The sequence below is a fragment of the Methylocapsa sp. D3K7 genome (assembly GCF_029855125.1).
Lineage (GTDB): Bacteria > Pseudomonadota > Alphaproteobacteria > Rhizobiales > Beijerinckiaceae > Methylocapsa.
Genome location: NZ_CP123229.1, coordinates 1,655,605 through 1,679,455, shown reverse-complemented (window position 1 = coordinate 1,679,455; position 23,851 = coordinate 1,655,605). Strand labels below are relative to the sequence as shown.

Annotated in this window: 27 protein-coding genes; 16 read left to right on the top strand and 11 right to left on the bottom strand. The window is 57.1% G+C overall.

The features are described from left to right. The first annotated feature begins 368 nt into the window (after positions 1-368). Genes QEV83_RS07635 through QEV83_RS07625 form a run of 3 tightly spaced genes read left to right on the top strand, consistent with a single transcriptional unit; the run spans position 369 to position 2,911 of the window. Positions 369-1,142 carry a hypothetical protein gene (locus QEV83_RS07635; protein WP_280130607.1) on the top strand — a complete coding sequence of 258 codons (774 nt, stop codon included), beginning with the start codon at positions 369-371 and terminating at the stop codon, positions 1,140-1,142. After that, the gene (locus QEV83_RS07630; protein WP_280130606.1) at positions 1,143-1,508 is read left to right on the top strand and encodes a DUF6460 domain-containing protein; all 366 of its coding nucleotides are present in this window, start codon (positions 1,143-1,145) and stop codon (positions 1,506-1,508) included. Between the two features lie 2 nt (positions 1,509-1,510). Further along, positions 1,511-2,911: an MATE family efflux transporter gene (locus QEV83_RS07625; protein ID WP_280130605.1), complete on the top strand. Its 1,401-nt coding sequence runs from the start codon at positions 1,511-1,513 to the stop codon at positions 2,909-2,911. Here the strand turns inward: QEV83_RS07625 and QEV83_RS07620 are convergent. The 6 genes from QEV83_RS07620 to petA all read right to left on the bottom strand — a co-directional run bounded on the left by QEV83_RS07620 (position 2,830) and on the right by petA (position 8,981). Next, positions 2,830-3,933 (bottom strand): quinone-dependent dihydroorotate dehydrogenase, encoded by a 1,104-nt coding sequence (locus QEV83_RS07620; protein WP_280130604.1) that lies wholly within the window; start codon positions 3,931-3,933, stop codon positions 2,830-2,832. The two genes, QEV83_RS07625 and QEV83_RS07620, sit on opposite strands and share 82 nt — an antisense overlap. Next, positions 3,933-4,274 (bottom strand): DUF952 domain-containing protein, encoded by a 342-nt coding sequence (locus tag QEV83_RS07615; protein ID WP_280130603.1) that lies wholly within the window; start codon positions 4,272-4,274, stop codon positions 3,933-3,935. The genes QEV83_RS07620 and QEV83_RS07615 overlap by 1 nt, the downstream gene beginning before the upstream one ends. Positions 4,275-4,301: 27 nt before the next feature. Then, the gene (locus QEV83_RS07610) at positions 4,302-6,020 is read right to left on the bottom strand and encodes a lysine--tRNA ligase (protein WP_280130602.1); all 1,719 of its coding nucleotides are present in this window, start codon (positions 6,018-6,020) and stop codon (positions 4,302-4,304) included. 142 nt (positions 6,021-6,162) lie between these two features. After that, positions 6,163-7,044, bottom strand: a complete 882-nt coding sequence (locus QEV83_RS07605) for a cytochrome c1 (RefSeq protein WP_280130601.1) — start codon at positions 7,042-7,044, stop codon at positions 6,163-6,165. A gap of 37 nt (positions 7,045-7,081) precedes the next feature. Beyond that, the gene (locus tag QEV83_RS07600) at positions 7,082-8,359 is read right to left on the bottom strand and encodes a cytochrome b N-terminal domain-containing protein (RefSeq protein ID WP_280130600.1); all 1,278 of its coding nucleotides are present in this window, start codon (positions 8,357-8,359) and stop codon (positions 7,082-7,084) included. A 97-nt stretch (positions 8,360-8,456) separates the two neighbouring features. Next, positions 8,457-8,981 carry a ubiquinol-cytochrome c reductase iron-sulfur subunit gene (gene petA / locus QEV83_RS07595; protein WP_280130599.1) on the bottom strand — a complete coding sequence of 175 codons (525 nt, stop codon included), beginning with the start codon at positions 8,979-8,981 and terminating at the stop codon, positions 8,457-8,459. Positions 8,982-9,122: 141 nt separating this feature from the next. Here petA and QEV83_RS07590 point away from each other — a divergent pair, with 141 nt between their 5' ends. The 3 genes from QEV83_RS07590 (at position 9,123) to hemF (ending at position 11,361) form a co-directional block, all read left to right on the top strand. Continuing rightward, complete coding sequence (locus tag QEV83_RS07590) at positions 9,123-9,608, top strand: TrmH family RNA methyltransferase (protein ID WP_280130598.1); 486 nt, start codon at positions 9,123-9,125, stop codon at positions 9,606-9,608. A 103-nt stretch (positions 9,609-9,711) separates the two neighbouring features. Further along, on the top strand, positions 9,712-10,338 hold the full coding sequence (locus QEV83_RS07585; protein ID WP_280130597.1) for a hypothetical protein: 627 nt from the start codon (positions 9,712-9,714) through the stop codon (positions 10,336-10,338). 111 nt (positions 10,339-10,449) lie between these two features. Further along, positions 10,450-11,361 carry an oxygen-dependent coproporphyrinogen oxidase gene (gene hemF / locus QEV83_RS07580; RefSeq protein WP_280130596.1) on the top strand — a complete coding sequence of 304 codons (912 nt, stop codon included), beginning with the start codon at positions 10,450-10,452 and terminating at the stop codon, positions 11,359-11,361. A 22-nt stretch (positions 11,362-11,383) separates the two neighbouring features. On the opposite strand, the gene QEV83_RS07575 is transcribed toward hemF, so the two are convergent. Beyond that, on the bottom strand, positions 11,384-11,779 hold the full coding sequence (locus tag QEV83_RS07575) for a GtrA family protein (RefSeq protein WP_280130595.1): 396 nt from the start codon (positions 11,777-11,779) through the stop codon (positions 11,384-11,386). A 135-nt stretch (positions 11,780-11,914) separates the two neighbouring features. On the opposite strand from QEV83_RS07575, the gene QEV83_RS07570 reads away from it, so the two are divergent. The 7 genes from QEV83_RS07570 to QEV83_RS07540 all read left to right on the top strand — a co-directional run bounded on the left by QEV83_RS07570 (position 11,915) and on the right by QEV83_RS07540 (position 17,900). Continuing rightward, on the top strand, positions 11,915-12,430 hold the full coding sequence (locus QEV83_RS07570; protein WP_280130594.1) for a DUF992 domain-containing protein: 516 nt from the start codon (positions 11,915-11,917) through the stop codon (positions 12,428-12,430). A gap of 188 nt (positions 12,431-12,618) precedes the next feature. Further along, positions 12,619-13,602 (top strand): thioredoxin-disulfide reductase, encoded by a 984-nt coding sequence (gene trxB, locus QEV83_RS07565; protein WP_280130593.1) that lies wholly within the window; start codon positions 12,619-12,621, stop codon positions 13,600-13,602. 27 nt (positions 13,603-13,629) lie between these two features. Further along, the gene (locus tag QEV83_RS07560) at positions 13,630-14,517 is read left to right on the top strand and encodes a LysR family transcriptional regulator (RefSeq protein ID WP_280130592.1); all 888 of its coding nucleotides are present in this window, start codon (positions 13,630-13,632) and stop codon (positions 14,515-14,517) included. A 121-nt stretch (positions 14,518-14,638) separates the two neighbouring features. Beyond that, positions 14,639-14,857, top strand: coding sequence for a hypothetical protein (locus QEV83_RS07555; RefSeq protein WP_280130591.1), 219 nt, complete (start codon positions 14,639-14,641; stop codon positions 14,855-14,857). A gap of 42 nt (positions 14,858-14,899) precedes the next feature. Then, a complete protein-coding gene (locus QEV83_RS07550; RefSeq protein ID WP_280130590.1) occupies positions 14,900-15,256 on the top strand; it encodes a helix-hairpin-helix domain-containing protein in 357 nt (118 codons plus the stop codon). 107 nt (positions 15,257-15,363) lie between these two features. After that, positions 15,364-16,863, top strand: a complete 1,500-nt coding sequence (locus tag QEV83_RS07545) for a phosphomannomutase/phosphoglucomutase (RefSeq protein ID WP_280130589.1) — start codon at positions 15,364-15,366, stop codon at positions 16,861-16,863. Positions 16,864-16,865: 2 nt separating this feature from the next. Then, positions 16,866-17,900: a lysozyme inhibitor LprI family protein gene (locus tag QEV83_RS07540; RefSeq protein WP_280130588.1), complete on the top strand. Its 1,035-nt coding sequence runs from the start codon at positions 16,866-16,868 to the stop codon at positions 17,898-17,900. A gap of 25 nt (positions 17,901-17,925) precedes the next feature. On the opposite strand, the gene QEV83_RS07535 is transcribed toward QEV83_RS07540, so the two are convergent. The 3 genes from QEV83_RS07535 to QEV83_RS07525 all read right to left on the bottom strand — a co-directional run bounded on the left by QEV83_RS07535 (position 17,926) and on the right by QEV83_RS07525 (position 19,791). After that, positions 17,926-18,225, bottom strand: a complete 300-nt coding sequence (locus tag QEV83_RS07535) for a type II toxin-antitoxin system RelE/ParE family toxin (RefSeq protein ID WP_280130587.1) — start codon at positions 18,223-18,225, stop codon at positions 17,926-17,928. Then, a complete protein-coding gene (locus QEV83_RS07530) occupies positions 18,222-18,449 on the bottom strand; it encodes a hypothetical protein (RefSeq protein WP_280130586.1) in 228 nt (75 codons plus the stop codon). The genes QEV83_RS07535 and QEV83_RS07530 overlap by 4 nt, the downstream gene beginning before the upstream one ends. A gap of 217 nt (positions 18,450-18,666) precedes the next feature. After that, positions 18,667-19,791, bottom strand: a complete 1,125-nt coding sequence (locus tag QEV83_RS07525; RefSeq protein WP_280130585.1) for a helix-turn-helix transcriptional regulator — start codon at positions 19,789-19,791, stop codon at positions 18,667-18,669. A 282-nt stretch (positions 19,792-20,073) separates the two neighbouring features. Between QEV83_RS07525 and QEV83_RS07520 the strand changes: the two genes are divergently transcribed. The 3 genes from QEV83_RS07520 to QEV83_RS07510 all read left to right on the top strand — a co-directional run bounded on the left by QEV83_RS07520 (position 20,074) and on the right by QEV83_RS07510 (position 22,636). Beyond that, positions 20,074-20,838, top strand: a complete 765-nt coding sequence (locus QEV83_RS07520; protein WP_280130584.1) for a peptidoglycan-binding protein — start codon at positions 20,074-20,076, stop codon at positions 20,836-20,838. After that, the gene (locus QEV83_RS07515; RefSeq protein WP_280130583.1) at positions 20,839-21,387 is read left to right on the top strand and encodes a hypothetical protein; all 549 of its coding nucleotides are present in this window, start codon (positions 20,839-20,841) and stop codon (positions 21,385-21,387) included. It begins immediately after the preceding gene. A gap of 211 nt (positions 21,388-21,598) precedes the next feature. After that, complete coding sequence (locus QEV83_RS07510) at positions 21,599-22,636, top strand: hypothetical protein (protein ID WP_280130582.1); 1,038 nt, start codon at positions 21,599-21,601, stop codon at positions 22,634-22,636. Between the two features lie 168 nt (positions 22,637-22,804). On the opposite strand, the gene ruvB is transcribed toward QEV83_RS07510, so the two are convergent. After that, entirely contained in the window at positions 22,805-23,851 is a 1,047-nt protein-coding gene (ruvB, locus tag QEV83_RS07505) for a Holliday junction branch migration DNA helicase RuvB (protein WP_280130581.1), read from the bottom strand.

Here is a 23,851-nt window from a genome sequence, read left to right as displayed (position 1 = left end):
TCTTGGACGAAACATCTCGGGAGCTTAGGAACCTGGCGTCTCAGCTTCGGTCTCACTTGTATCTCATTCCTTGTTACCCGGTGGTGGCAGGGGTATTCAGACTTCCTCTTCCCAGCGAAATTCGGGCTGCGTCGAAGGCCCTGATGGGGTTGTCGAATGGAGTCCATGAAGTCCACGAGGGCACCCACAGGTTTAACGCCACGAACGTTAAAACGGTTTGTGATTCATTGCGTATTTACAATGAATCGTGAGCAGCCGCTGAAGCCGCGCCTTCGACGGCTAGCTTCGAGTTTATCGCTGAGCTTGCGGCGGTTGATGCGACGGTGTCTGGCAGCGATTGCTATCCTGAGTAAAGGAGCACACCATATATGCTCTGCCGATTTTGCGAAGAAGATAAGAAGCTTATCAACGCACACATCATCGCCGAGTGTCTGCTCGAGCCGCTGAAGGACCCTTCCGGGCCGATGACGCTCGTCAGCAAAGATTCATACCCAAAGCGACTTCCAAAAGGCCGGTACGACGGCAAAATTCTATGCGCCAATTGCGACAACAAATTCTCTCCCTGGGAACAGTATACAGCCAATCTGCTGGTGAGGCATGGTGCTTATGATCAGTTTCGGCAGGCAAAACCTGACAAAGATTTCTACACTATTCAAGATTATGACTATGCTAGTTTGAAGCTCTGCCTTCTTTCAATTCTCTGGAGAATGTCGATATCAGTTCACACGCCGGGGGTTGTTCTCGGCCCGTTCGAAGCAACGATTCGCCGAATGCTGTTAGATAAGAATCCAGGCTGCACGGATGAGTTTCCCATGTTCATCTATCGTCTTGTAGGCGAGCTCGACTCCAGTACGCTTAGACCAACTGTGCTATCCAAAGATGAGGGAGTCAACGTTTATGAGCTCGGGTTGCCTGGCTACGTAGCATTTATCAAAGTGGACAAGCGACCACCGCCAAAGCCTATTAGGGAACGAGTGCTTGCGCGAGGGAAACCTCTAGTAATTGGAGTGACGCATTCGCCCCTTACTTTGGCTAAGATATCTGAACTTCTAAGCGTCCGCGTCGTCTCCGACGTAAGTAATGACCGGCTAAAAAGCCGTCCGGGGTTTTGCCCCTCAACACATTTGTTTGAAGAGGTTTAGATGAGCGAGAATGACCCTTTGGCGCCCAAGGCGCCGCCCCAGTGGACGGCATCGGGACAGCCGTCAAACCCCTTCAACGCCCCTTTGCCGCGGGACGAGACGGCGCTGAACCGTTTTCTGGGAGGCTCGCCCGGCGGCGTCTTCCTGCGGCTGGTCTTCGTATCGTTGATCGTCGGCGCATTTCTGATGTGGCTCGATATCAGGCCCATCGACATATTTCGCGGGATCAAAGACCTCATCGATCGCATCTGGGGCCTTGGCTTTGACGCGATCCGTGAAATTGGCAATTACATTCTCGCGGGGGCTGCGATTGTCATCCCCGTCTGGCTGGTGCTGCGGCTGATGAATATGCGCAACGGCCGCTGATCATGCCGGTGACTTTCCAGCCAAGTGCCACGGCAAGCAGCGGTGGAAATCCTCCGCAGGTCAGTCACGCCCGCGTGGCGAGGCTCGCGCTGCCGATGACGCTCGCCCATATGACGACGCCGCTGCTCGGCGTTGCCGATGCGGCGGTGATCGGCAGGCTCGGCCAGGCGCATCTTCTCGGCGCCATCGCCGCCAGCGCGATCATTTTCGACTTCATCTTTTGGAGCTGCGGTTTCCTGCGCATGGGGACTGCAGGGCTGACTGCGCAAGCCCTGGGGGCAGGTGACAGCAGTGAGCAGCGCGCGACGCTGCTGCGAGCGCTGATCGTTGGCCTGTTCATTGGTGCCGCCATGATCTGCTTGCAGGCCCCGATCGCCTGGATTGGCTTTGGTGCGCTTGCTGCGAGCCCAGAAGTGACGGACGCGGGCCGGCTTTATTTCAACATCAGAATTTGGTCGGCGCCTTTCGCACTCGCCAATTACGCCGTCATGGGCGCGATCGTCGGGCGCGGCCGGACCGATATCGCGCTTGCCCTTCAGGTCATGATCAATCTTGGCAATATCGGCCTCAACATCGCCTTCGTCTATGGACTTTCGCTCGGGGTGCAGGGCTCGGCGGCGGGCACGCTCGCGGCCGAAGTGTTGGGTGCGCTGGGCGGGTTATTTGTCGTTTGGCGCATGTACCGGGATCTGTTTTCTGTTCCGTGCGGGCGAGTTTTCGATCGCGAGAAAATTGCCCGGATGTTTGTCATCAACCGGGATATTTTTGTCCGCAACACGGCACTCCTTTTTGCCTTCGCGTTTTTTACCGCGCAAGGCGCGCGGGGCGGCGACATCGTTCTCGCGGGCAATGCGATTTTGCAGAACCTCGTTCTCGTGGCAGCTTTCTTTCTCGATGGCTTCGCCACGGCGGCCGAGCAAATGTGTGGCCAATCGATTGGCGCGCGCGACGCCGCGAGTTTTCACGCTTCCGTGCGATTGACGGCATTGTGGTGTTTCATTTTCGCGGCGGGATTGTCGGTGGCCGCGCTGCTCTTCGGCGATGTCTTTATCGCTTTTTTGACGACCAATCCGCACGTGCGAATCCAGGCGAACGAATATCTGATGTTTGCCGCGCTGGTGCCGCTCGTTGGCGCCCTTGCCTATGAATTCGACGGTGTGTTCATCGGCGCGACATGGACACGCGACATGCGCAATATGATGCTTCTTTCGCTCGCGGTTTATCTTGCAAGCTTCATGCTGCTGCGGCCTCTCGGCAATACAGGGCTTTGGCTTTCCTTGCTCCTGTTTCTCGCCATGCGAGGCCTGTCGCTTGCGTGGCGCTACCGGAAATTGTCGGCGTTGAGTTTTCCGGTGGCCCAGTCCGGCGCCATCACTCCGATCGCATCCGCAAGCCGGGGATAGGATTTTTGTTCAAGCAGTTGAAGGAGGCCGCGTTTGATCGTCGCGGCGAGCCAGGGCCCCTCGAAAACCAGCGCCGAATAAAATTGCAAAAGAGTGGCGCCTGCCTCGATTTTCGCGAGCGCGGTTTCTGGGCTCTCGACGCCGCCTGTGCCGATCAGCTGGAATTGTCCTTCGACACGCAGATAGGCTTGCGCCAGCATTTGTGTCGAGGGAGCGAAAAGCGGCCGACCCGACAGGCCGCCCGTTTCCGCCGCTGATGGATCACGCAAGGATGAGGGCCGCGAGACGGTTGTATTTGAAACGATCATTCCGTCGATGTTTCGTGCTCTCGCGCATGTGATGATTTCGTCGAGTTCGGTCAGCGTGAGATCGGGGGCGATTTTTAAGAGCACGGGGCGGTGCGGGAAAACCTCCGCCGCTTTATCGCGAGCCGCGAGGACGCGTGCGAGAAGATCATCGAGCGCATTGGCACGCTGCAAATCGCGCAAACCTGGTGTATTGGGCGACGAAATATTGATCGTGAAATAATCAGCGATATCGGCGAAGGCGTCGATTCCTTGCACATAATCCGGGACACGATCGCGCGCGTCTTTGTTGGCGCCGAGATTGACGCCAACAATCCCCGGCTGATGCGCTCGGGCTGTTAGGCGCGTGTGGACGGCCGCGTGGCCCTGGCTTGGAAAGCCAAGACGGTTGACAATCGCTTGATCGGGCGTGAGGCGGAAGAGGCGCGGGCGCGGATTGCCCTGCTGCGGGAGCGGCGTGATCGTGCCGATCTCGGCAAAACCGAAGCCAAGCCGAAGGATCGCATCGGCAACTTCGCCATTTTTGTCGAAGCCCGCCGCGAGGCCAAGCGGATTTGGAAAGGCAAGTCCGAACGCCTTGACGGCGAGGCGCGAGTCGTCTGGGGCGGCCGCTGGCAAGGGGATATTGCGGAGCGCCTTGAGCGCCCATTCATGCGCGATTTCGGGATCGAGATGGAACAGCAGCGGACGCATGAGTGCGTGGAAGACAGAGGGCATTAGAGAAGCCCGGTGAAATCATGCTGGCCATCCGGCAGGAGAAGGAGTGGTTTTGCAAAAACCACCGCATCGAGCGGCAGGTCCGCATAAAGATGGGGAAACAGCGCGCCGTCGCGCGAAGCTTCAAAGCGCAAGGCCTCGCCGAGCTTCTTCGAGTCGACCGCGATGAGAAGCAAATGATCTTGCCCCTCGAAATATTTCGCGGCAGTTGCCTTGGCCTGATCAGCGGTCGAGAAATGAATGTAACTGTCGGCGATATCGGCTGGAGTGCCTTCGAATCTACCCCTGTCCTGGGCTTTGCGCCACAAGGCGGCGGGAGCGATTTTGTAGATCAAATCCATTAGAAGCGCATTCCTTGAACAGAGTTCTCACGAAGATTTCGGCGGCGTCTTCTCGCTTCGAATGCCCGGCTTGCTTTCTTGCAAAAACACCGCGTGCTTGCGTTGCAGAACGCCGGAGAGAGCCTCCGCGATCAGCTGGCGGGTCTCCTCAATTCCGTAAAGCGCCACGAAAGAGCCAAAGCGGGGGCCACGGCTCTCCCCGAGCAGCACCGCATAAAGCATGGTGAACCAATCATTGGAAACGCCTGGCCGCTCGGCCGTGGCGCCCTTGGCTTTCATGTCCTGATAACGGTGTATTTTGCGCGCGACATCATAGAGCGCGGCCTGGATGGCCTCGGCGCTGGACCCTTCCGGCAAAACAGCGAGCGCGGCGCAGAGTTTTTCAAGCGCTTCGCGCTCGATGTCATCCGGCTCGCGAAAGCTTTTCGCTGGACGGACGAAATCGCGGAAATAACGCGCCGCATAGGTCACCAGCCTATCGAGGCGGGGATGCGCCTCGGGTGAAACATCCGGCGCATAGCGTCGCAAAAATCCCCAAATGACCTGTGGATCCTCGCTGTTCGCCACGGCGGCGAGATTGAGCAGCATGCCGAAGGTGATCGCGGTCGATTGGCTGCCGGCGCCGTGCAAAATTTCCGGCTCAGGAGGCTCGCCTGAATGAATATGCCAGACCGGGTTGCCAAGACGCTCTTTTGCCTCTTGCCTTGGATAGGCGCTAAGAAAGGTGAGATAATCATCGACCGTGCGCGGGATCACGTCGAAATAAAGCCGCTTGGCGGCGGTTGGCTTCTGATACATGAACAGCGAGAGGCTTTCGGGGCTCGCATAGGTGAGCCACTCCTCGATGGTCAGGCCATTGCCTTTGGACTTCGAGATTTTTTGGCCCTTCTCGTCGAGGAACAATTCATAATTGAACCCTTCCGGCGGCGTGCCCCCGAGCGCGCGCACGATCGCGCCAGAGAGTTTCACCGATTCGATCAGATCCTTGCCGGCCATTTCGTAGTCAACCTTGAGCGCATACCAGCGCATCGCCCAATCCGGTTTCCATTGCAGCTTGCAGGCGCCGCCGGTCACCTTGGTCTCGAATTGCTCTTGCGTGTCCGGATCACGCCATCTCAGCGTGCCCGCACTCGCATCGATCGCCTCGATCGGCACCTGCATGACAATGCCGGTTCTTGGGTGAACCGGCAGGAAGGGCGAATAGGTCGCGGCGCGTTCCTCGCGAAAACTCGGCAGCATGATCGCCATCACTTGCTCGTAACGCGACAGCATATGGAGGAGCGCGGCGTCGAAGCGGCCGGACTTGTAATAGTCCGTCGCGGAAGCAAATTCATAATCGAAGCCGAATTGGTCCAGAAACGCCCGCAGCCGCGCATTGTTGTGCGCGCCGAAACTTGGATGCGTGCCGAAGGGATCGGGAACCTCGGTGAGCGGCTTGCCAAGATGGACGGCGACAAGCTCCTTGTTGGGAATATTGTCGGGCACCTTGCGTAGGCCGTCCATATCGTCCGAAAACGCGAGGAGCCGTGTCTTGATCCTGTCCTTTGTCAAGACCCGGAACGCATGCCGAACCATGGTCGTGCGGGCGACCTCACCGAAAGTGCCAATGTGAGGGAGGCCGGAGGGGCCATAGCCGGTTTCGAATAGAACTTCATTCTGGCCGGTTGCCTCGACACGCCGGATGAGTTTGCGCGCCTCCTCGAAAGGCCAGGCATTGGCGGACTCGAGCGCGCCGGCGAGGGACATGATCTGACCTTGAGAAAAATGAGAAGCTTCGCGGATTGCTCAATGCGCGAGCATGCCGGGAACGATAGGAGGCACCGGCCCGGCCGTCAAATCCCCGAAATGGTCCGAGGAGGCGTGAGGCTGGGGCCGCGAGCCGCAAAGCCTAGGGCGTATCGGGGCTCGGATGCGCCGTGGGGCTATGCCATATCTTCTTTTTCACAACCAAGAGAAGCAAGGCGTAAACGACAAGAAAGATCAGCACGCCAAAGCCGAGGCGCTTGCGCTCCTCGAGTTTCGGTTCGGCAGCCCACATCAGGAATGCCGTGACATCCTTGGCATATTGCGGGACCGTTTTGGGCGAGCCATCCGCGTAGTCAACCGCGCCGTCGCTGAGCGGCATGGGCATGGCGATCTTGTGACCCGGCATATATTCGTTCCAGGTCGGGTCCTTGTCGTTGGTGTAGCCGTTCAACAGGGCATAGATGTAATCGGGCCCCTGCTCTTGATATTGGATGATCGGATCGATCAGAAAAAGGGGGAACCCGCGCTCATAGGATCTGGCCTTGGCGAGCAGTGACATGTCGGGCGGCAAGGCGCCGAGCGCCGCCACTGCCGCCTGCGGATTGGCGAAGTTCCAGGGGAAATAATCCGACGGCCGCCCGGGCCGCTCGAACATGTCGCCGGCGTCGTTGGGTCCGTCCTTGATCTGGTACTTCGCGGCGAGTGCCTTGACTTGCGCTTCCGAAAAGCCGGGGCCGCCCGGGTCGGACAAATTGCGGAACGCCACCATTTTGAGGGAATGGCAGTTGGAACATACCTCGCGATAGACCTGAAAACCGCGCTGGAGTTGCGCTTGATCATAGCGGCCGAAAAAGCCGTTGAACGTCCATTCCTGGCGCGGCGGTTTTGGCTGTTCATGCGCTGGAGGGGCGCCCCCGGCGTCCTCGGCGGCGAAACCCGTGCCGCTCGCTCCCGCATAAGCCGCCAACAAGAGGGCGCCAAACGCCCATCCGCTACCGCGGCGGAATTGGTTTCCGTGCCTCATTCGTTTTTTCCTTTTGGCCATGACACGGCGCCGATGGTCATTGCCCAGGTTCGCGTATTTGCATTTGAGTGGTGTCCGCCACGGCGGCTTTGCCAGACTTGCCCAAGACTGAATCGTAAATGGAGTCGGGCAGGGGCTTTGGCCGCTCATAGCGCCCGAGCAACGGCAGGATTACAAAAAAGTGGAGGAAATAATAGACGGTGAGAAACCGGGCGGCGATCACGTAGATCCCCTCCGGCGGTTGCGATCCCATATAGCCAAGCAGGATGGTACAGGCGACAAACAGCCAGAAGAAAATTCGATACAGCGGACGGAACGCGGCCGACTTCACGCGAGAAGTGTCGAGCCATGGCAGAAAGGCGATCACGAAAACCGCGATAAACATCGCGCTTGCGCCGCCAAGCTTGGATGGGATCGATCGCAAGATTGCGTAGAAAGGCAAATAATACCATTCCGGCACAATATGCACCGGCGTCTGGAGCGGATTGGCTTCGATGTAGTTGTCGGCGTCGGAAAGATAGTTCGGCACGTAAAACACGAACCACGCATAAAACGCGATAAAGCATACGAGCGCGAACCCATCCTTTACGGTGAAATAGGGATGGAAGGGGAGAGTGTCCTTGCTGGTCTTTTTTTCGATGCCGGCCGGATTGTTTGATCCGTGAACATGCAGCGCCCAAATATGCAGCACGACCACGCCCGCAATCATGAATGGGAGCAGATAGTGCAGGGAAAAGAAGCGGTTGAGAGTCGCGTTATCAACCGCGTAGCCGCCCCACAGCCAGGTGGTGATCGAATCGCCGACAAGCGGAATGGCCGAAAATAGGCTGGTGATGACCGTCGCGCCCCAAAAGCTCATCTGCCCCCAAGGCAGCACATAGCCCATGAAGGCGGTCGCGACCGCCAGAAAATAGATGATGAAGCCGAGAAGCCACAAGACCTCACGCGGCGATTTATAGGAGCCGTAATACATGCCGCGGAACATATGGATATACATCGCGAAAAAAAACATCGACGCGCCATTGGCGTGTGCGTAACGCAGCAGCCAGCCATAGTTCACATCGCGCATGATATGCTCGACCGAGGCAAAGGCGAGGCCGGACTGCGGCGTGTAATGCATAACCAGCACGATGCCGGTGACGATCTGCGCGGCGAGCATGAACGACAAGATGCCGCCGAGGGTCCACCAATAGTTGAGGTTGCGCGGGTTGGGGAACGCCACGAAGGAGGAATGGACGAGGCCGATGACCGGCAGCCGGCTTTCGAACCACTGGGCCAGAGGGCTTTTCGGGACGTAGGTCGGCTCTCCGCTCATGATGAATATCTTCTCTCGGTGACTATTTCCGGCCACTCGCATAGCCAGTGTTGAGGATCATCGAACGCGCCGCCGCGAGCGCGTGCATGGCTTTATTTTACCCTATCGTGAGTTTTGTATCGCTTGTGAACTTATAGACCGGGACGGCAAGATTATAGGGCGCCGGACCCTGGCGGATGCGGCCCGACGCATCGTAAACCGAACCATGACAAGGGCAAAAATAACCGCCCGCGAAAGGGCCGTCATTTTTCAGCGGGACACAGCCAAGATGCGTGCAGATGCCGATGACGATGAGCCATTCCGGCTTTTGCACGCGGGATTCATCGCTCGCTGGATCGCGCAATTCGTTCAGCGCGACAGCCCGCGCCTCCTCGACCTCCTTGGGCGTGCGGTGGCTGATGAAAATAGGCTTGCCGCGCCATTTTACGGTGATGATCTGACCTTCCGGAATATTGGCGATATCGACTTCCGTCGATGCGGCGGCAAGGGTCGTTGCATCGGGACTCATCTGATCGATGAGCGGCCAGGCCACGAAACCCGCCGCGACGGCGCCCATCGCTCCCGTCGCGATGAACAGAAAGTCCCTGCGGGTCGGTTCGTCCGCTGTCGTGGTTTCTGCCATACTGTCCTCGAACCCCGGCCTCGTTCCATGACTATCGAATAATCGAGCCCCGTCATGGAAGCAATAGCCATGCCGTAATGCTACGCGAATGTGACGGTTTCAATGCCGTTCTCAAATCATTTGGACATTCGGAAGGCAAATATGCAGCCTGACCAAATCGCGCCCTTTACGGTGGCGCTTTATCAGCCAGATATTCCGCAAAACGCGGGCACGATTTTGCGGATGTGCGCCTGCCTCGGGCTCGCCGCGGCGATTATCGAGCCCGCCGGATTCCCGGTGACCGATAGGCATTTCCGGCGGGCCGGCATGGATTATCTCGACCATGTCGAGATCGCCCGCTATCCCCATTGGCGGGCCTTCGACGCGTGGCGCCGCGCCGCGGGGCGGCGGCTCATTCTGCTGACGACCCAATCGAGCCTTGCCTACACGGATTTCAGCTTTGCCCCCGGCGATATCCTGCTGGCCGGCCGCGAGTCCGCCGGTGTGCCAGGCGAAGTCCACGGGGCCGCCGACGCGCGTCTTGTCATTCCCTTGAAGCCGCCGATGCGGTCCTTGAATGTCGCCGTGGCGGCGGCGATGGTTGTTGGGGAAGCTGCGCGGCAGATCCGGCTCAGTGGGGTGTCCTAGGCTGCATAGCTGACAACTATGGCCGGATCATAGTTTGTGCGTCGGCGCACAGGCAAATATGGTTAATTCTTTTACCCTCCCTGCATTGCCGGAGGAGGGTGTTATGTCGAAGGTTCTCGATTACTCAAGACAATTTTTATACATAGTGTTCGGTTTCATTATGCTTGGCTTTGTTTTGATGGAGTTTCCCAATTTCTGTCATGCGACCCAGAAATTGCTCGACAGAGCGGATTCGCTGAATTCTGTCGAAATCGCCAGTGTCAAGCTCAGCTTCAATGCGGAAAATGTGGCCGCCGCCTTCAGCGACCTCAATGCGGACAATGTCGCCCCTGCCGAACGCAGCCATGCCTTGGAACTCATCCACAGCTTGGGACAAGATGAATTCGTGCGGCTGATGTATGTCGGACAGCTCAAGGAACTCTGCGAATATGAAACTCCAGCGGATACGCGGATGCTCCACGACGTTGCCGCCGATTATAAATTGGCCGAGAAACAGCTTGCCAAGATGAGCGATGATCCCGACCAATTGAAACGCACGTTGCGTGAGGTGAGCAAGCAGATCGCGAAGACAGGACACTCGGAAAACGGCCGTCCCTTCCACTGCTATAATATACAGTTGACAGAGGATGGGTACAACGTAAAGACGGCGCTGGTCGGCAGTTTTGGGGAAACATTCAAAAGAACCCCTGCCAAAGTTTTGCCATCCAACGAGCAGATCGCCTTGAAATAAACCGGCGTCTTCACTGTCAATCGAGATTGCTTGATCTGCCGCAATCTCGATGGCTGTTGAACGGGCTATTTTATTTTGTAAAGCTCAAGCACTTCTCGAAGGGTTCGATGAATGACGGCCTCTTTTCACGGCGATCAGCATAAGACCGAGGCGCGCGCCTGGTTCGAGCAGCTGCAAGAAAAAATCATCGCCGCCTGCGAGCTTTTGGAAACGGAGGCGAAGGGGCCTTACGCGGAACCCGGCATGGCGCCAGGAACATTTGTGACGAAACCCTGGGCGCGGACGGATCATTCCGGCGGCGATGGCGGCGGCGGCCGCACGGCGGTCCTGCGTGGCCGCGTGTTCGAAAAAATGGCGGTGCACACCTCGACGGTGTTTGGACGTTTTCCGGCCGAATTCGCGGCGCAAATCCCCGGGGCCGAGGCCGATCCCAGATTTTGGGCCTCAGGAATTTCCCTGATCGCGCATCCGTGGAACCCGAATGTGCCAACCGTCCATATGAATACGCGCTACATCATAACCACCAAAGCATGGTTTGGCGGCGGTGCCGATCTTACGCCTCTGCTCGATCGGCGGCGCATCCAATCCGATCCTGACGCGCAAGACTTTCATGCCGCCATGCAGGCACCCTGCGACAGCCATGGCAAAGTTGCTGATTACGCGAAATTCAAGCAATGGTGCGACGAGTATTTTTATCTCAAGCATCGAAATGAGCCCCGTGGGATTGGCGGGATATTTTATGATTATCTCGATTGCCCCGAGGGTGACGAAGCCACGTTTGCCGCGGCTTTTGCGTTTACGCGGGACGTTGGGTTGGGGTTTCTCAGGATCTATCCCGAACTCGTGCGCCGCAATGTGGGGCTTGCCTGGACGGACGCCGATCGTGATGAGCAGCTTGTGCGGCGCGGCCGTTACGCCGAATTCAATCTCATTTACGATCGGGGTACAATTTTCGGGTTGAAAACAGGCGGAAATGTCGAGGCGATCTTGTCGTCACTGCCACCCCTCGCGCGATGGCCTTGAGCGGCGTTGCGGAACGGCGGACTTAACCCGCGTCCCGGTACGGCGGGAACGTCCATATTTTATGCGCGGCAAAACTCCACAGCATGACGATGCCGGTTGTCACGACTTGCGCCAACAAATAAGGAATCCCCGCTCGATCGACCAAAAGTGACATGAACACATAGGTGAGTCCAAAGCCAACTGCAGCAACCAGGGTAAAGCGGGACACCGCGGCGTGATGGGATAGGTTCGTGTGGAAGACGTGCCGCCGGTTCAAGCAATATGAAACCGTGCCGCCAGCGATGTAGCCGATCAAGGCAGCGGGCACCGCCGACAGTCCCGCGACCTCGACGAGGCCAATCAAAATCGCATAATGGACGCCGGTGGCGATGAAGCCAACCACGACAAAAGATGAAAACTGGCGAAATAAATAAGTCATGGTATAATCATCCTGAATGCCAGGTACTTAGATGTTTGGAACACAGCAGCCTGGCAATAATATTCCATATTACCCTTGTTCTTCGGTCACATGCTGGCTGAACAGCGAGTAGTACCCTCATAGGAGCCATTCTTCATGAATTTATTGTGTTCTTCGCCAGCGCGCGCGGTTTTTCTCGGTGCTACCCTCTGCGGTTTAACCTTCAGCGCATCCAATGCCACGCCGGTCCAATCGGGATTCCTCGCGTGTAATGTCGCGCCGGGCATCGGCTTTGTCGTCGGTTCCAGCAAAAGTGTCTCCTGCATTTATCATAGGGCACATGGCCGGCCTGAATATTACACGGGCACCCTCAGCCGGATTGGCCTCGACATCGGCGCCACCGGACCTGGGCAGTTTGCCTGGGGCGTGGTTACGGCGGGGCCTCCTGGCCATTTCGCCCTGACCGGCGATTATGCCGGACCTGGAGCCGGTTTTGCCCTGGGCGCCGGCCTCAGCGCCAATGCGCTCGTGGGCGGCAGCGGCAATTCCATCAGCCTGCAGCCTTTGGCGGCGGGAGAATCAACCGGACTCAATTTGTCAGCGGGAATCGGCGCCTTAACCCTGCAACCGGCAGCCGTGGAGCATCCAAGACACTTGCGGCATCCTGGCTAAATCATAGCCCCAAGTGCTGCACTGGCTGGCTTGCCCAGCCAGTGCTTCGCGGTCTTGATCGTTTTGCGCGAAGCAAAAGGTTGCGCTTGAGCAAGCCGCATATATATTTTCATTGGTGCCATCATATCGGCCGCGCGGCCCGAGTTAGGCGCGCCTTTGCTTAATCCTTGCCACGCATAAGGCTCCCCATGTCGGAACTTTCCCGGCCTATCCCTCCTACGCATGCAAAACTCATCATTATCGGATCTGGCCCCGCTGGTTACACCGCCGCGATCTATGCTGCGCGCGCCATGCTGGAGCCGGTCCTGATTGCCGGTTTCGAGCCTGGCGGCCAGCTGATGGTCACGACGGATGTTGAGAATTATCCCGGCTTCGCCGCTCCGATTACCGGCCCCTGGCTGATGGAGCAAATGAAAGCCCAGGCCGAACATGTTGGAACCCGCATGATATCGGATCATATCGCCGAGGTTGAGCTTGGGCGGCGTCCCTTCCGCCTGCTCGGAGACGGTGGCGCGGTCTATACCTGCGACACATTGGTCATCGCGACCGGCGCCAAGGCGAAATGGCTCGGCATTCCCTCGGAAACCAAGTTCCAGGGGTATGGCGTCTCCGCTTGCGCGACCTGCGATGGATTTTTCTATCGCGGCAAGCCGGTCGTCGTCGTCGGCGGCGGCAATACGGCCGTCGAAGAGGCGCTCTATCTGAGCCAAATCGCCAGCCATGTCACCATCGTTCATCGCCGCGACATATTCCGCGCCGAGCGCATTCTGCAGGATCGCTTGTTCAAGCGCCCAAATGTCGAAGTGATCTTCGATCATACCGTTGATGAAATCATCGGCACCAGCGATCCCTTGAGCGTGAGCCATGTCCGGCTGAAACATGTCGCGACGGGCGAAACACGCGATCTTGCCACCCATGGCGTTTTTGTCGCAATCGGACACGAACCCGCCTCCGGGCTTTTCAAGGGTCAGATCGCGATCAAGCCGAACGGCTACATCAAGACGGCGCCTTTTTCGACCGCCACGAGTGTGCCTGGCGTGTTCGCGGCGGGTGACGTCACCGACGATATTTATCGCCAGGCCGTCACCGCGGCGGGCCTTGGCTGCATGGCGGCGATCGAGGCTGAGCACTGGCTGGCAGGGGAAGGCGAAGTGCGGGCCGTGGCGGAATAAGGCGGGCGGCCGCGAGGAGAGCCCCTATTGGACTGGGACAAGTTGCGGGCTTTTAATGCGGCGGCGGCGTCGGGCTCGTTCACCCATGCGGGTGAGGCTCTCGGGCTCAGCCAATCGGCGGTCAGCCGGCAGGTGAGCGCCCTCGAACTCGATTTGAAAGTTTCCTTGTTTCATCGCCACGCGCGCGGTCTTATTCTGACCGAGCAAGGCGAACTGCTCTTGCGCACGGTGCGTGAGGTCATGGCCAAGCTGGATTCTGTCCAGCTGGCGCTGAACGAAAGCCGCGAAAAGCCGAACGGCGATCTGCGGATCACCACCAGCTTCGGGATCGGTATGGGCTGGCTGACGCCGCGTCTTGGACCTTTTCTCGAACTCTATCCCGACATCAAGCTCGAGGTCATCCTCGCCGATGAGGAGCTTGATCTTGGGATGGGCGAGGCGGACGTCGCCTTGCGCCTGCGCGAGCCATCACAGCCCGACCTCATCAGACGGCACCTTTTCGCCGTGCATTATCATCTTTATGCCTCGGCCGAATATTTACGCCGGCATGGCCAGCCGCATTCGCTCGAAGAACTCGCCCAGCACCGGCTTTTGGCCTATTCGGCGACGCCGACCAGCTTCCTGAACGATCTCAATGCGCCGCTTTTCGCCGGGCGCGGCGGCAAGGACCGCATTGCCGCGATGTCGGTCAACAATATTCCGGCGTTGCAGCGCGCGGTCGAGACCGGAATAGGGATTGGCGTCCTCCCCGATTACCTCAATGAGCCCGAAAGCGGTCTCGTGCAATTGATGGCGCATGCGATCACACCGACGCTCAATTGCTATCTCGTCTTTTCAGAAGCCGTGAAGAATGTCGCCAAGGTGCGGGTCTTCCGCGATTTTCTCGTGGCGAGCGCCCAGAGGTGGCGTTATTGAGGCTTTCAATTGAGGCTTGCACTCTGGCGTTTCCCTCGAGCGCGATCAACCTATAAGATGCTGGCGGCTGAGTCCCGAAGTGGCGTGTAAATACGTAACCGGGTAAGATAGGGAGATTGATATGACCGCGAGAACCCGGATTGGGGGGCCGGCCGAGACCGTTCGCCCCTTTATACCTGATACTGGCGTGACCGATATAGAAGAGCAAAAAACCGAGGCGCTCGAACATATAGCGCGAGCGCTTTCGGCGATTGATCACAATTTGGAATTGGTCGCTCAAAATTCGAAAGAACAAACCGAATTGCTCGGGCGCATTGCAAGTGCCATGAAATTCAAATAGCCGGTTTCCGCCCCGTACAAACGTCATCAGAGAGGAATTCCTATGAAGTTCGCAAGGAAAATGATCCTCGCTTTATCCCTTTGCGCATTGGCCGGCTTCGCGGCACCCTGCCTCGCGCAAGCGGTGCAGCCCGCTGTGCCAAACACGGCCGCTCCGGCGCCGGCGGCCAAGCCGGTCAAGGCACCCCATGCCGCCAAACCCGCCGCCCAGCAATTGCTCGACATCAACACGGCAACCGAGGACGAGCTTCGCGCTTTGAAAGGCGTCGGCGATATCCGCGCCGCCAATATCATCCGCAATCGTCCCTACAAGGGCAAGGACGAGCTGGTACAAAAGAAAATTATTCCTCCGGCCGTTTATGCCGGAATCAAAGACCAAATCATCGCCAAGCAACAATAAGCAGATAGAAGCCATATTGACCGTGCCGGACCCTATTTGGCGCGGTTTTTGAACGACAAACATGCCCGATGGCGTTTCGCGATCGGCGTCTTTTGCAAGGACCCTTCATGTTTCCTAAGCCCGTGCCGCAATTAGCGACGAATACCTATGCCTATGAAAGCTCCCCGATGGTGAAGCCGACCGGCTTTCGCGAATATGACGCGCGGTGGCTGTTCGAAAAAGAGATCAACCTCATGGGCGTGCAGGCGCTCGGCCTCGGGCTTGGCACGCTGTTGCATGACATGGGTGTCGTGCCAAATCTTGTCACCGGACATGATTTCCGCGCCTATTCGGCTTCGATCAAACATGCGCTGACGGTTGGCTTGATGGCGGCGGGCGTCAAAGTGCATGACATCGGTCTTGCACTTTCGCCGATGGCTTATTTCGCGCAATTCGATCTCGATTGCGCCGCCGTCGCGATGGTCACCGCCTCGCACAACGACAATGGCTGGACGGGCGTCAAAATGGGCGCCCAGCGGCCGGTCACCTTTGGACCCGATGAAATGGGCCGCTTGCGCGACATCGTGCTGCAAGGGAAATTCCGTTACGCGGAGGGCGGCTCCTATCGCTTCGTCGAGGACTTCCCGGCCCGCTATATCGCTGACCTCGTGAATAGGCCCAAAATCAAGCGCAAGCTCAAGGTTGTCGCGGCGTGCGGCAATGGCACCGCCGGGGCCTTCGCGCCGCAGATTCTGGAAAAGCTCGGCTGCGAGGTGGTCCCGCTCGATACCGAGCTGGATTTCACGTTTCCAAATTACAATCCCAATCCCGAAGACCTGCATATGCTGCATGCGATGGCTGCGAAAGTTCTCGAAACGAAGGCCGATGTCGGCCTTGGCTTCGATGGCGACGGCGACCGTTGCGGCGTCGTGGACAATCGCGGCGAGGAAATTTTTGCCGACAAAATCGGCGTCATGCTGGCGCGCGATCTCTCAAAACTTTACCCCGGCTCCACTTTCGTCGTCGATGTCAAATCGACCGGCCTTTTCGCGACCGATCCGCAGCTCATCGCGCAAGGCGTCACGTCGGATTATTGGAAGACTGGGCATTCCCACATCAAGCGGCGGGTGACGGATCTCAAGGCGCTCGCGGGGTTTGAAAAATCCGGGCATTTCTTCTTCAACGCGCCGGTCGGGCGCGGCTACGACGATGGCATTCTCACCGCTATCCATGTGATCGAAATGCTCGACCGCAATCCGGACAAATCGATGGCCGAGCTTTACGAGGCGCTGCCGAAAACCTGGGGCTCGCCGACCATGTCGCCGCATTGCGACGATGAGGTCAAATATGGCGTTGCGGAAAAAGTCACCGAACGCCTCAAAGCGATGCAGGCAAAGGGCGAGCGTTTCACGGGCCAAAAGATTCGTGACCTTGTGACCGTCAATGGCGTGCGCGTCACGACGGAAGACGGCACCTGGGGACTCGTGCGCGCCTCCTCGAACAAGCCGGAACTGGTGGTCGTTGTTGAAAGCCCGGTATCGGAAGCCCGCATGCGGGAGATGTTCGCGGCGGTGGATGGCGTGTTGCGGGAGAATCCCGAGGTTGGGGCCTATAATCAGACGATTTAGCGATGCCAAATTCAGAGTTCAGCGGGTGTCGATGGGCGGTGGTTCTGCTGGTCATGGCGGCGGCCTCGCCGTCCTGGGCCGCGCCGATTGAGCAAAGTGACACGCCATTGCCGGCCGATTGCGACGGTCTCAAGAAGCTCTCGTTGCCGTTGGAGGACGCACCCCCGGCATCGATGGCGAGCTCTCTCAAGGGCTGCAGTTCGGAAGATCTTTATTTCGGTATCGGGGTTCCCAAGGATCCCGTTCGCGCCCGGCAATGCGCCTATGTTGAGCGGCAAGATCCCGACAACGGCTGGCCCAATCTCTTCGCCGGGACGGGCATGCTGATGACGATTTATGCGAATGGCATTGGCGCTCCCCGCAACTTCGACATCGCGATGAAATTTGCTTGCGAACTGGGGGGCGCACCGGCGGAAGAAGAAGGCTGGTTGGCGCATCTGCAAAAACTCAAGAATGAGAATTGGCAGGGGCAGGATTTCAGCCCGTGCGATGACATCACGAGCGGCGCGGCCATGGGGTTTTGCGAAGCGCATGGTGCCAAGCTCGCGAGCGCCGCGCGCAAAGCCAAGCTTGCTGATATTACCGCTCATTGGCCCAGCGCCGAACGCAAAGCCTTCGCGGCGCTGGAAAAAGCAAAAAATACCTATGCCGCTGCGGTGGCGGACAACGAGGTCGATATGTCAGGCACAGCCCGTGGCGCCCTGTCTATCGCGGCGAGGGAAGCGGAAGACGAGCAATTCTTGGCGACGCTGGAAAAAGTCATCAGCGGCAATCTGCCCTCAGTGTCCCCGCCGGATCTCGCCGAGACGGACAACAAGCTCAACGCGCTGTACAGCAAAATCCAAAAGAAGAAAGACACTTCCGATTGGGGGACCGTGACCAAGGCGGGGATCAAGAAAACGGAGCGGACCTGGCTCATCTACCGCGACGCGTTTGTGAGTTTTGCAAAGCGCAATTTTCCATCGGTTGCCCCGGAGAGTTTGAAGCGGGTGTTGACGGAGGACAGAATTAAATCGCTCGAAAATTTTGGCAATTGATGCGTGGCGGGCTCACGCCGTGTTTTCATGGTCCGGCAGAGCCCGGCATCGAGGATGGCGCACGCGATGTATGACGCACGGCGTGAATGATAATCTCGTCTTCGGTGGCTTCATAAAAGATAAGATAGGGATAGGGCAGGGTTGGCAGACGCCGGATCGTAGGGTCATTGGTCCGCGTGCCGATCAACGGGTGAGCCGCCAAAAGGCCGATGAAAACCTGAATGCGGGATAGAATATGCTGCGCCCCTTGCGGCGAGTGGACGGCTATGTAGTCGAGGATCGACTCAAGATCGGCAAGTGCCGGTCGAGTATAGCGAACCCTCACAGACCGTGTTTCGTCCAGACCGCGCGCACGTGTTCATCCGTCGCGAATTCCCCGCGCGCCGAAGCTTCCTTCGAGGAGGCAATCGCGGCGCGCTCCTCGACTGTTAGGGCGACGGCGGGCACCTCGTCACCGGCAAGCTGCAACACGAGCCGCGCAATCTCATCCTGTGTGTCAGGCGGTAGGTTACGGGCGGCTTCAACGGCGCGGTCAAGCAATTTCGTCATGGGGAAAAGATACACTTTTCGGAATGGCGCAGGAAGCAAAAAAGGCGTCTTTTCGCGCTCCGGCCGGTCTTGGCCGCGGGCAGCCTGCGACGCCGCGCGCCGTCCGGATAGGGCTTGGGCGCAGAATAATTGGCAGGGACAGGACCCGTTAGCTTCCCGAGAAAAGCAACATCGAAGGGCTTAAAGGTTTTGGCGAGTGATTAGTGCGTCCTTCTTGTCAGCGCTGCGGCAACGCCGACATCACGAGTTTGACCACCTGCGCCTGACGATGGGTTCCTGTCTTAGCGAAGACACTTTGTAGGTGCGTTTTTACTGTGGCCTCTCCGACACCCAGCGTATCGGCGGCTTCGGGTAAGTTCATGCCTTGCGCAAGCAGGACGAGAAGGCGGGTCTCCGCTGGAGTGAGGCCATAGAGTTTGACCAAAACCTCGCCAGGAAGCGGCTGGAGGGAGCCGACCTCCTGGAGAAAAATCGCCAGCACGGCGCGACCTGACGCCGACGCTGCCTGCCAGGCGGGTCTCGTCAAAGGCAGCATTTCGATAGCGAAGGCGCGTCCGCTTACCGTTTTCAGAGCCGCCGTTGCCGCGGGTTTATTCTCGCCTTTAGCGGCCGCCGCCAGCGCCGCTGCGACTTGCGCGGTAATTCCGGCATCGGTGAAATACAGCTGGCCGCGCCTGATCCTGGCCGCTTTTTCCTCGGCAAGGAAACGCTCGGCGGCCCTGTTTATCTCTTGGAGTTCGCCGCGATCATCAAGCAGAAAAATCGGGCTTGGCGCGAGATCCAAAGCACCGCGCAACCCAAAAATCCGGCGATCCTTGGCGTCGAGCGTTTCATGGATTGTCAAGGCACGGCGGACATGCGGCGCCAAAAGCCCCATGAGTTCGAGCTCCTGGCGGGTGGCTTCGCCGCGCTTATCGCCCAGGGATGTGCATACTGCAGTATGACGCGGGGCCGATTTTTGGAGTGTCACAGCGACGAAATCGAACCAGCCCTTCCTAACCATGAATTCCTTATAAAAACGCGTCCACCGGAATTCCTGCGGGTCCATGACGGATCGCAGCCGGAACGGCTCATCGATTGGACTGTGCCAGCCAGCCGTTATGAGCGGGTTGATCGGGTTGTATATCTTGGCATCGGCGGCGACTTGGACTGGGTCATCGCCCCACATCTGCGCGAACACAATCGATTGGCTCATAGGCTCTATGGCAAAAATCGATGTCATCTTGGCATTGAAGAGTTTTGTGATGTCTTCAAGCGTCTGAGGCCAAAGCGACGGATCGAGTGCGCAATCGTAAATGTCGCCGATCAGATTTGAGAGCGCAGCCGTGTCAATCGCTTCCATTCGCAACATCCCCCCATGTTACGGGCCAAGGCGCATGTGAGGCCCAAGGCCTCAATCGATCATTTTCCTTATTGAGCGGCCGAACCGTCACCCCCTGACGGCCGCAACGCGCGCTTTCACACCACGCATTCTGAAGCAAAATTCCTCGGATCTCAACCGTTCGGTTGAGGAAAGCAGTCGTCCATTGTGTTGGATTGTGAGCAGGGGAACTACGGCACTTTACGCTGCCGCTGCCAATTAGACGGATGTAATCATTTATCATAAATTTTTGGGGGTGGAATAATGCCGGATTTTACAGATCTTGTGCCGATACCGCCGGGAATTAACCCGGGTCTGAATGGAGTTAGCAACCGGCTGGCATTGAGTGTGTTGGGAAATCCGCGCAGTACCTATACGAGTAATTGTCAGGATATCACAAATCCAGCCCTAGCACCTCGGATGGTTACCGACAGTGTGGGTCCGTTTAGAGTCAGAGGTCTGGAGAAGGCGGTAGAGTCCCTCAAGCTGGTCATGAACGATATCAAGCTTAAGCAACCCGCTGTCTATGCCGTCCTAGGCTCCGCAGGAATGCTGTGCTGCCGATTGGTGCGGGGTTCGAACCATTCTATCAGCAATCACTCCTGGGGCTTGGCGCTAGACTTAAATATCAAAGGAATTCTAGACCAACGTGGCGATGGCAAAGTGCAATTTGGGTTGACGCTCATTGCGCCGATTTTTAACAGTTATAATTGGTTCTGGGGAGCCGGCTTTCCAACCGAGGATGGCATGCATTTCGAGGTGAGCGAACAATTGCTTTTGTCATGGAACCCCAGTGCTGTGCCCAGCGGCCTTGCTGTGGGTGGCGCGGCTATTTCCGACGTTCTCACTCTTGGCGATCGCAGTCAAAAGGTAGCAGAGTTGCAGCGGAAGCTCAAAGCACTTGGTGAAAACTTAGACGCGGACGGTATTTTTGGCAGTGATACCCATGCGGCCGTCCTCGCGTTCCAGGCCTCTCATGGATTAAGCGTCGACGGCATGGTTGGTCCAAAGACCTGGGCGATACTGTAAATGTTCGGCGGTCGTATATTTGGTTACCTGGCGACTGTCTTCTTCGTTCTGTGTCAGGGGCATGCGTATGCCGCAGAGTCAAAACTCCGTTCGCTGTATACGACGTTGCAGAAATGCAAATCTGTTGAACGACTCCAATTGCCAGAGAGGACCCTCGGACAAGCCAAGGGTTCCGGCATTTTGCGGTGCCGCGGCATCAATGGCTATTCGATCTATGTAATAGATGACGACCCACGCAGCTGGCTCGTCTTGGAACGCGACAATAGACTTGCTCCATTGGACCGCCAAATGGTCAGCGATTTCAAAATTGGCAATTTTCCCAACGTCGCTGGTTCAAAAAACGTCGAGTGGCGCGTCGATCGCCATGGTAAGGCAGTGGGACTTATCGTGAGGGTCTCTTACCAGCGCTCCGACATATCCGCTAATTCACCTGCGTCGCAGGCATCCGCCTTATTCGCCTTCGATATTAGAGATTTTCCACCTAGCCTTCTAGGCATTGCCCAAAACAATGCTGAAGCCCGCGAACTCTTGGATAAGGCTTTACGCTGACCGTGAAGAGTTTGAGTAAAGCTTAAGTGTGGACATCGATTTGATGGAAGCTCGTGTGGCCAATCCTCTGCCAATTTCAGAGCCTTCGCGAATACCGCACGGTTCCTAAGCGGTATTGTGAAGCGAATTTTCGCGGATCTCAACCGTTCGGAGGAGGACACTGACGTCCAAGCCTGTGACATGTGCGTAAGTATTCATTCGGGGGTGAGTGTTGACCAAGCTAAACATTAAGCTCGGAATTTGGCTTGTTTTAATTGGAGCGCTCGCAGGCTGCGCCGATCGAACCTCATATTCAGTGCCACTCAGTGTGGCCGATCAATATGGTGCGCAGTATCCCGATAAAATCGCGGGATGGATCGATTATGCTCTGCCCAGAGGAAAGTTTTTGCTGAACGTCAGTTGCTGCGGCAAAGATGAAAAAACTTATAGTGTTGTAATTTCTAGTGTAGATTTTTATGCTGACGATGACGCTCGCTTTCGACTATTCACGTTTGCGAACGAATTTTCAGACGATCATTTTACGCTGAAAACAGACTCTGGGTTGCTTACGTCGGTCTCATCCCAGAACAAGGATAGAACGCCAGATATAATTGTTAAAGCTGTTCAAGTTGCTGAAGCTGCTGCATTTGGGATACCGCCGACTGGTGCCGCTCTTGTAGATGTTCCACCACCAACGCCTTTCACTATTACTTTATTAATAGACCCATTCGACAAGCAGTCTGTCAATCGTGCACTGGAAAAGCTTAAAAAAATTACTAGTAGAAAAATCGACTTAACAATTACAAGGGCAAATGGCTCTCGCCTGCCATACGAACACAGGGATGAAATTATAATTGCAGCAAATAATTGCAATTCAAGCTTATGTTTTCGCCTTGTTGTTCCTATAATCGTGTCATTTGGAATAGAAAATTCATTTACACAGTTTTTATTGACGATTCCCGATCCGATTTTGGTTGGTCAATACGATATTGTGAGGGGGCCGTGCATTGAGCGAACGACAAATATCACGCTTGTTAAGGGGGTCGTGACCAGTTATGACTTAAATAAGCCCAGTGAGGTTCTGGGTTGCCTTCAAATTCCTTTGGATGTAGGAAAAGCAATACTAAGCGTACCTGGATCTCTATTAACTATAAAAACAGAACGACTAAAAGATGAAGGTGCTTATCTGGACGCGCAAACGGCGCTCTTGACCGCTCAAGCAAATTTGTTGGCTGCTCAAGCCAAAGTCGCTGGCGCGAAGGCACAATGACCTCTCTACCCCTATAGCGAAAAACGCCGGGTAAAATGGATCAATTGACCTTATACGCTTGAAGAAAGACTCTTGTGGAGAGCCATGTATGGTATTAGCCTGCGACCTTACCAAAATGTTGAAACACTTTTGTCCGATTGGACCCTGAAACCGGACAAAACTTAAGTCTCATACATCACTGTCATCTTCCGAAAACAGCGGGAACTGCGGTTTTTCCGGTGCGGGTTCTTGCAGGCCCAAATGACGGTAGGCATGCGGGGTTAAAATGCGGCCGCGTGGCGTGCGTTGGACAAAGCCCTTCTGAATAAGGAAGGGTTCGATAATGTCCTCGATCGCATCGCGCGGCTCGGAGAGGCTCGCGGCAATCGTCTCGATTCCGGCGGGGCCGCCGCCGAACGACAAAGCGATCGTGTTGAGATAGCGCCGGTCCATCGTATCGAGCCCGATGTCATCGACATCGAGAAGCTGCAGCACTTTGTCGGCGAGGACCCGTGTGATTTCTGGCTCATCGTCAACAACCGCGAAATCCCGGACCCGGCGTAGCAACCTTCCCGCGATGCGCGGCGTGCCCCGCGCGCGCTTGGCGATTTCATTGGCGCCATCCTCGGAGATTGCAATCGCCAGCACCCGCGCACCGCGCCGCACGATGGCCTCCAATTCCGCGACCGTGTAGAATTCAAGCCGCAGCGGAATGCCGAAGCGGTCGCGCAGCGGCGTCGTAAGGAGACCGGCCCGGGTGGTGGCGCCAATCAGCGTGAACCGCTTGAGTGGCAGCTTCACCGAGCGGGCGCCAGGTCCCTCGCCGATGATGAGGTCGAGCTCGTAATCCTCCATCGCGGGATAAAGGATTTCCTCGATCGCCGGATTGAGCCGGTGAATCTCATCGATGAACAGCACATCGCGCTCTTCGAGCCCGGTGAGCTGGGCGGCGAGATCGCCGGCCTTCGCAATGACCGGCCCCGAGGTCGCATGAAAGGTTGCGCCAAGCTCGCGGGCGACGATCTTCGCGAGGGTTGTCTTGCCGAGCCCTGGAGGGCCGACCAACAGGACATGATCGAGAGCCTCGCGCCGCGTTTTCGCGGCTTCGATAAAGACCTTCAGATTTTTGCGCAGAGGCTCCTGACCGGTGAAGTCCGCGAGCGCCAAGGGCCGCAAGGAGACCTCGGCGTCATCAAGACGCGTTTCTGGACTTACGAGTCGGGGGCCTGCTGGCAC

What these genes read in the sequence shown, in the direction of transcription:
- QEV83_RS07635 (WP_280130607.1), top strand. Translation starts at nt 369, where the DNA reads ATGCTCTGCCGATTTTGCGAAGAAGATAAGAAGCTTATCAACGCACAC.
- QEV83_RS07630 (WP_280130606.1), top strand. Translation starts at nt 1,143, where the DNA reads ATGAGCGAGAATGACCCTTTGGCGCCCAAGGCGCCGCCCCAGTGGACG.
- QEV83_RS07625 (WP_280130605.1), top strand. Translation starts at nt 1,511, where the DNA reads ATGCCGGTGACTTTCCAGCCAAGTGCCACGGCAAGCAGCGGTGGAAAT.
- QEV83_RS07620 (WP_280130604.1), bottom strand. Translation starts at nt 3,933, where the DNA reads ATGCCCTCTGTCTTCCACGCACTCATGCGTCCGCTGCTGTTCCATCTC.
- QEV83_RS07615 (WP_280130603.1), bottom strand. Translation starts at nt 4,274, where the DNA reads ATGGATTTGATCTACAAAATCGCTCCCGCCGCCTTGTGGCGCAAAGCC.
- QEV83_RS07610 (WP_280130602.1), bottom strand. Translation starts at nt 6,020, where the DNA reads ATGTCCCTCGCCGGCGCGCTCGAGTCCGCCAATGCCTGGCCTTTCGAG.
- QEV83_RS07605 (WP_280130601.1), bottom strand. Translation starts at nt 7,044, where the DNA reads ATGAGGCACGGAAACCAATTCCGCCGCGGTAGCGGATGGGCGTTTGGC.
- QEV83_RS07600 (WP_280130600.1), bottom strand. Translation starts at nt 8,359, where the DNA reads ATGAGCGGAGAGCCGACCTACGTCCCGAAAAGCCCTCTGGCCCAGTGG.
- petA (WP_280130599.1), bottom strand. Translation starts at nt 8,981, where the DNA reads ATGGCAGAAACCACGACAGCGGACGAACCGACCCGCAGGGACTTTCTG.
- QEV83_RS07590 (WP_280130598.1), top strand. Translation starts at nt 9,123, where the DNA reads ATGCAGCCTGACCAAATCGCGCCCTTTACGGTGGCGCTTTATCAGCCA.
- QEV83_RS07585 (WP_280130597.1), top strand. Translation starts at nt 9,712, where the DNA reads ATGTCGAAGGTTCTCGATTACTCAAGACAATTTTTATACATAGTGTTC.
- hemF (WP_280130596.1), top strand. Translation starts at nt 10,450, where the DNA reads ATGACGGCCTCTTTTCACGGCGATCAGCATAAGACCGAGGCGCGCGCC.
- QEV83_RS07575 (WP_280130595.1), bottom strand. Translation starts at nt 11,779, where the DNA reads ATGACTTATTTATTTCGCCAGTTTTCATCTTTTGTCGTGGTTGGCTTC.
- QEV83_RS07570 (WP_280130594.1), top strand. Translation starts at nt 11,915, where the DNA reads ATGAATTTATTGTGTTCTTCGCCAGCGCGCGCGGTTTTTCTCGGTGCT.
- trxB (WP_280130593.1), top strand. Translation starts at nt 12,619, where the DNA reads ATGTCGGAACTTTCCCGGCCTATCCCTCCTACGCATGCAAAACTCATC.
- QEV83_RS07555 (WP_280130591.1), top strand. Translation starts at nt 14,639, where the DNA reads ATGACCGCGAGAACCCGGATTGGGGGGCCGGCCGAGACCGTTCGCCCC.
- QEV83_RS07550 (WP_280130590.1), top strand. Translation starts at nt 14,900, where the DNA reads ATGAAGTTCGCAAGGAAAATGATCCTCGCTTTATCCCTTTGCGCATTG.
- QEV83_RS07545 (WP_280130589.1), top strand. Translation starts at nt 15,364, where the DNA reads ATGTTTCCTAAGCCCGTGCCGCAATTAGCGACGAATACCTATGCCTAT.
- QEV83_RS07540 (WP_280130588.1), top strand. Translation starts at nt 16,866, where the DNA reads ATGCCAAATTCAGAGTTCAGCGGGTGTCGATGGGCGGTGGTTCTGCTG.
- QEV83_RS07530 (WP_280130586.1), bottom strand. Translation starts at nt 18,449, where the DNA reads ATGACGAAATTGCTTGACCGCGCCGTTGAAGCCGCCCGTAACCTACCG.
- QEV83_RS07525 (WP_280130585.1), bottom strand. Translation starts at nt 19,791, where the DNA reads ATGGAAGCGATTGACACGGCTGCGCTCTCAAATCTGATCGGCGACATT.
- QEV83_RS07520 (WP_280130584.1), top strand. Translation starts at nt 20,074, where the DNA reads ATGCCGGATTTTACAGATCTTGTGCCGATACCGCCGGGAATTAACCCG.
- QEV83_RS07515 (WP_280130583.1), top strand. Translation starts at nt 20,839, where the DNA reads ATGTTCGGCGGTCGTATATTTGGTTACCTGGCGACTGTCTTCTTCGTT.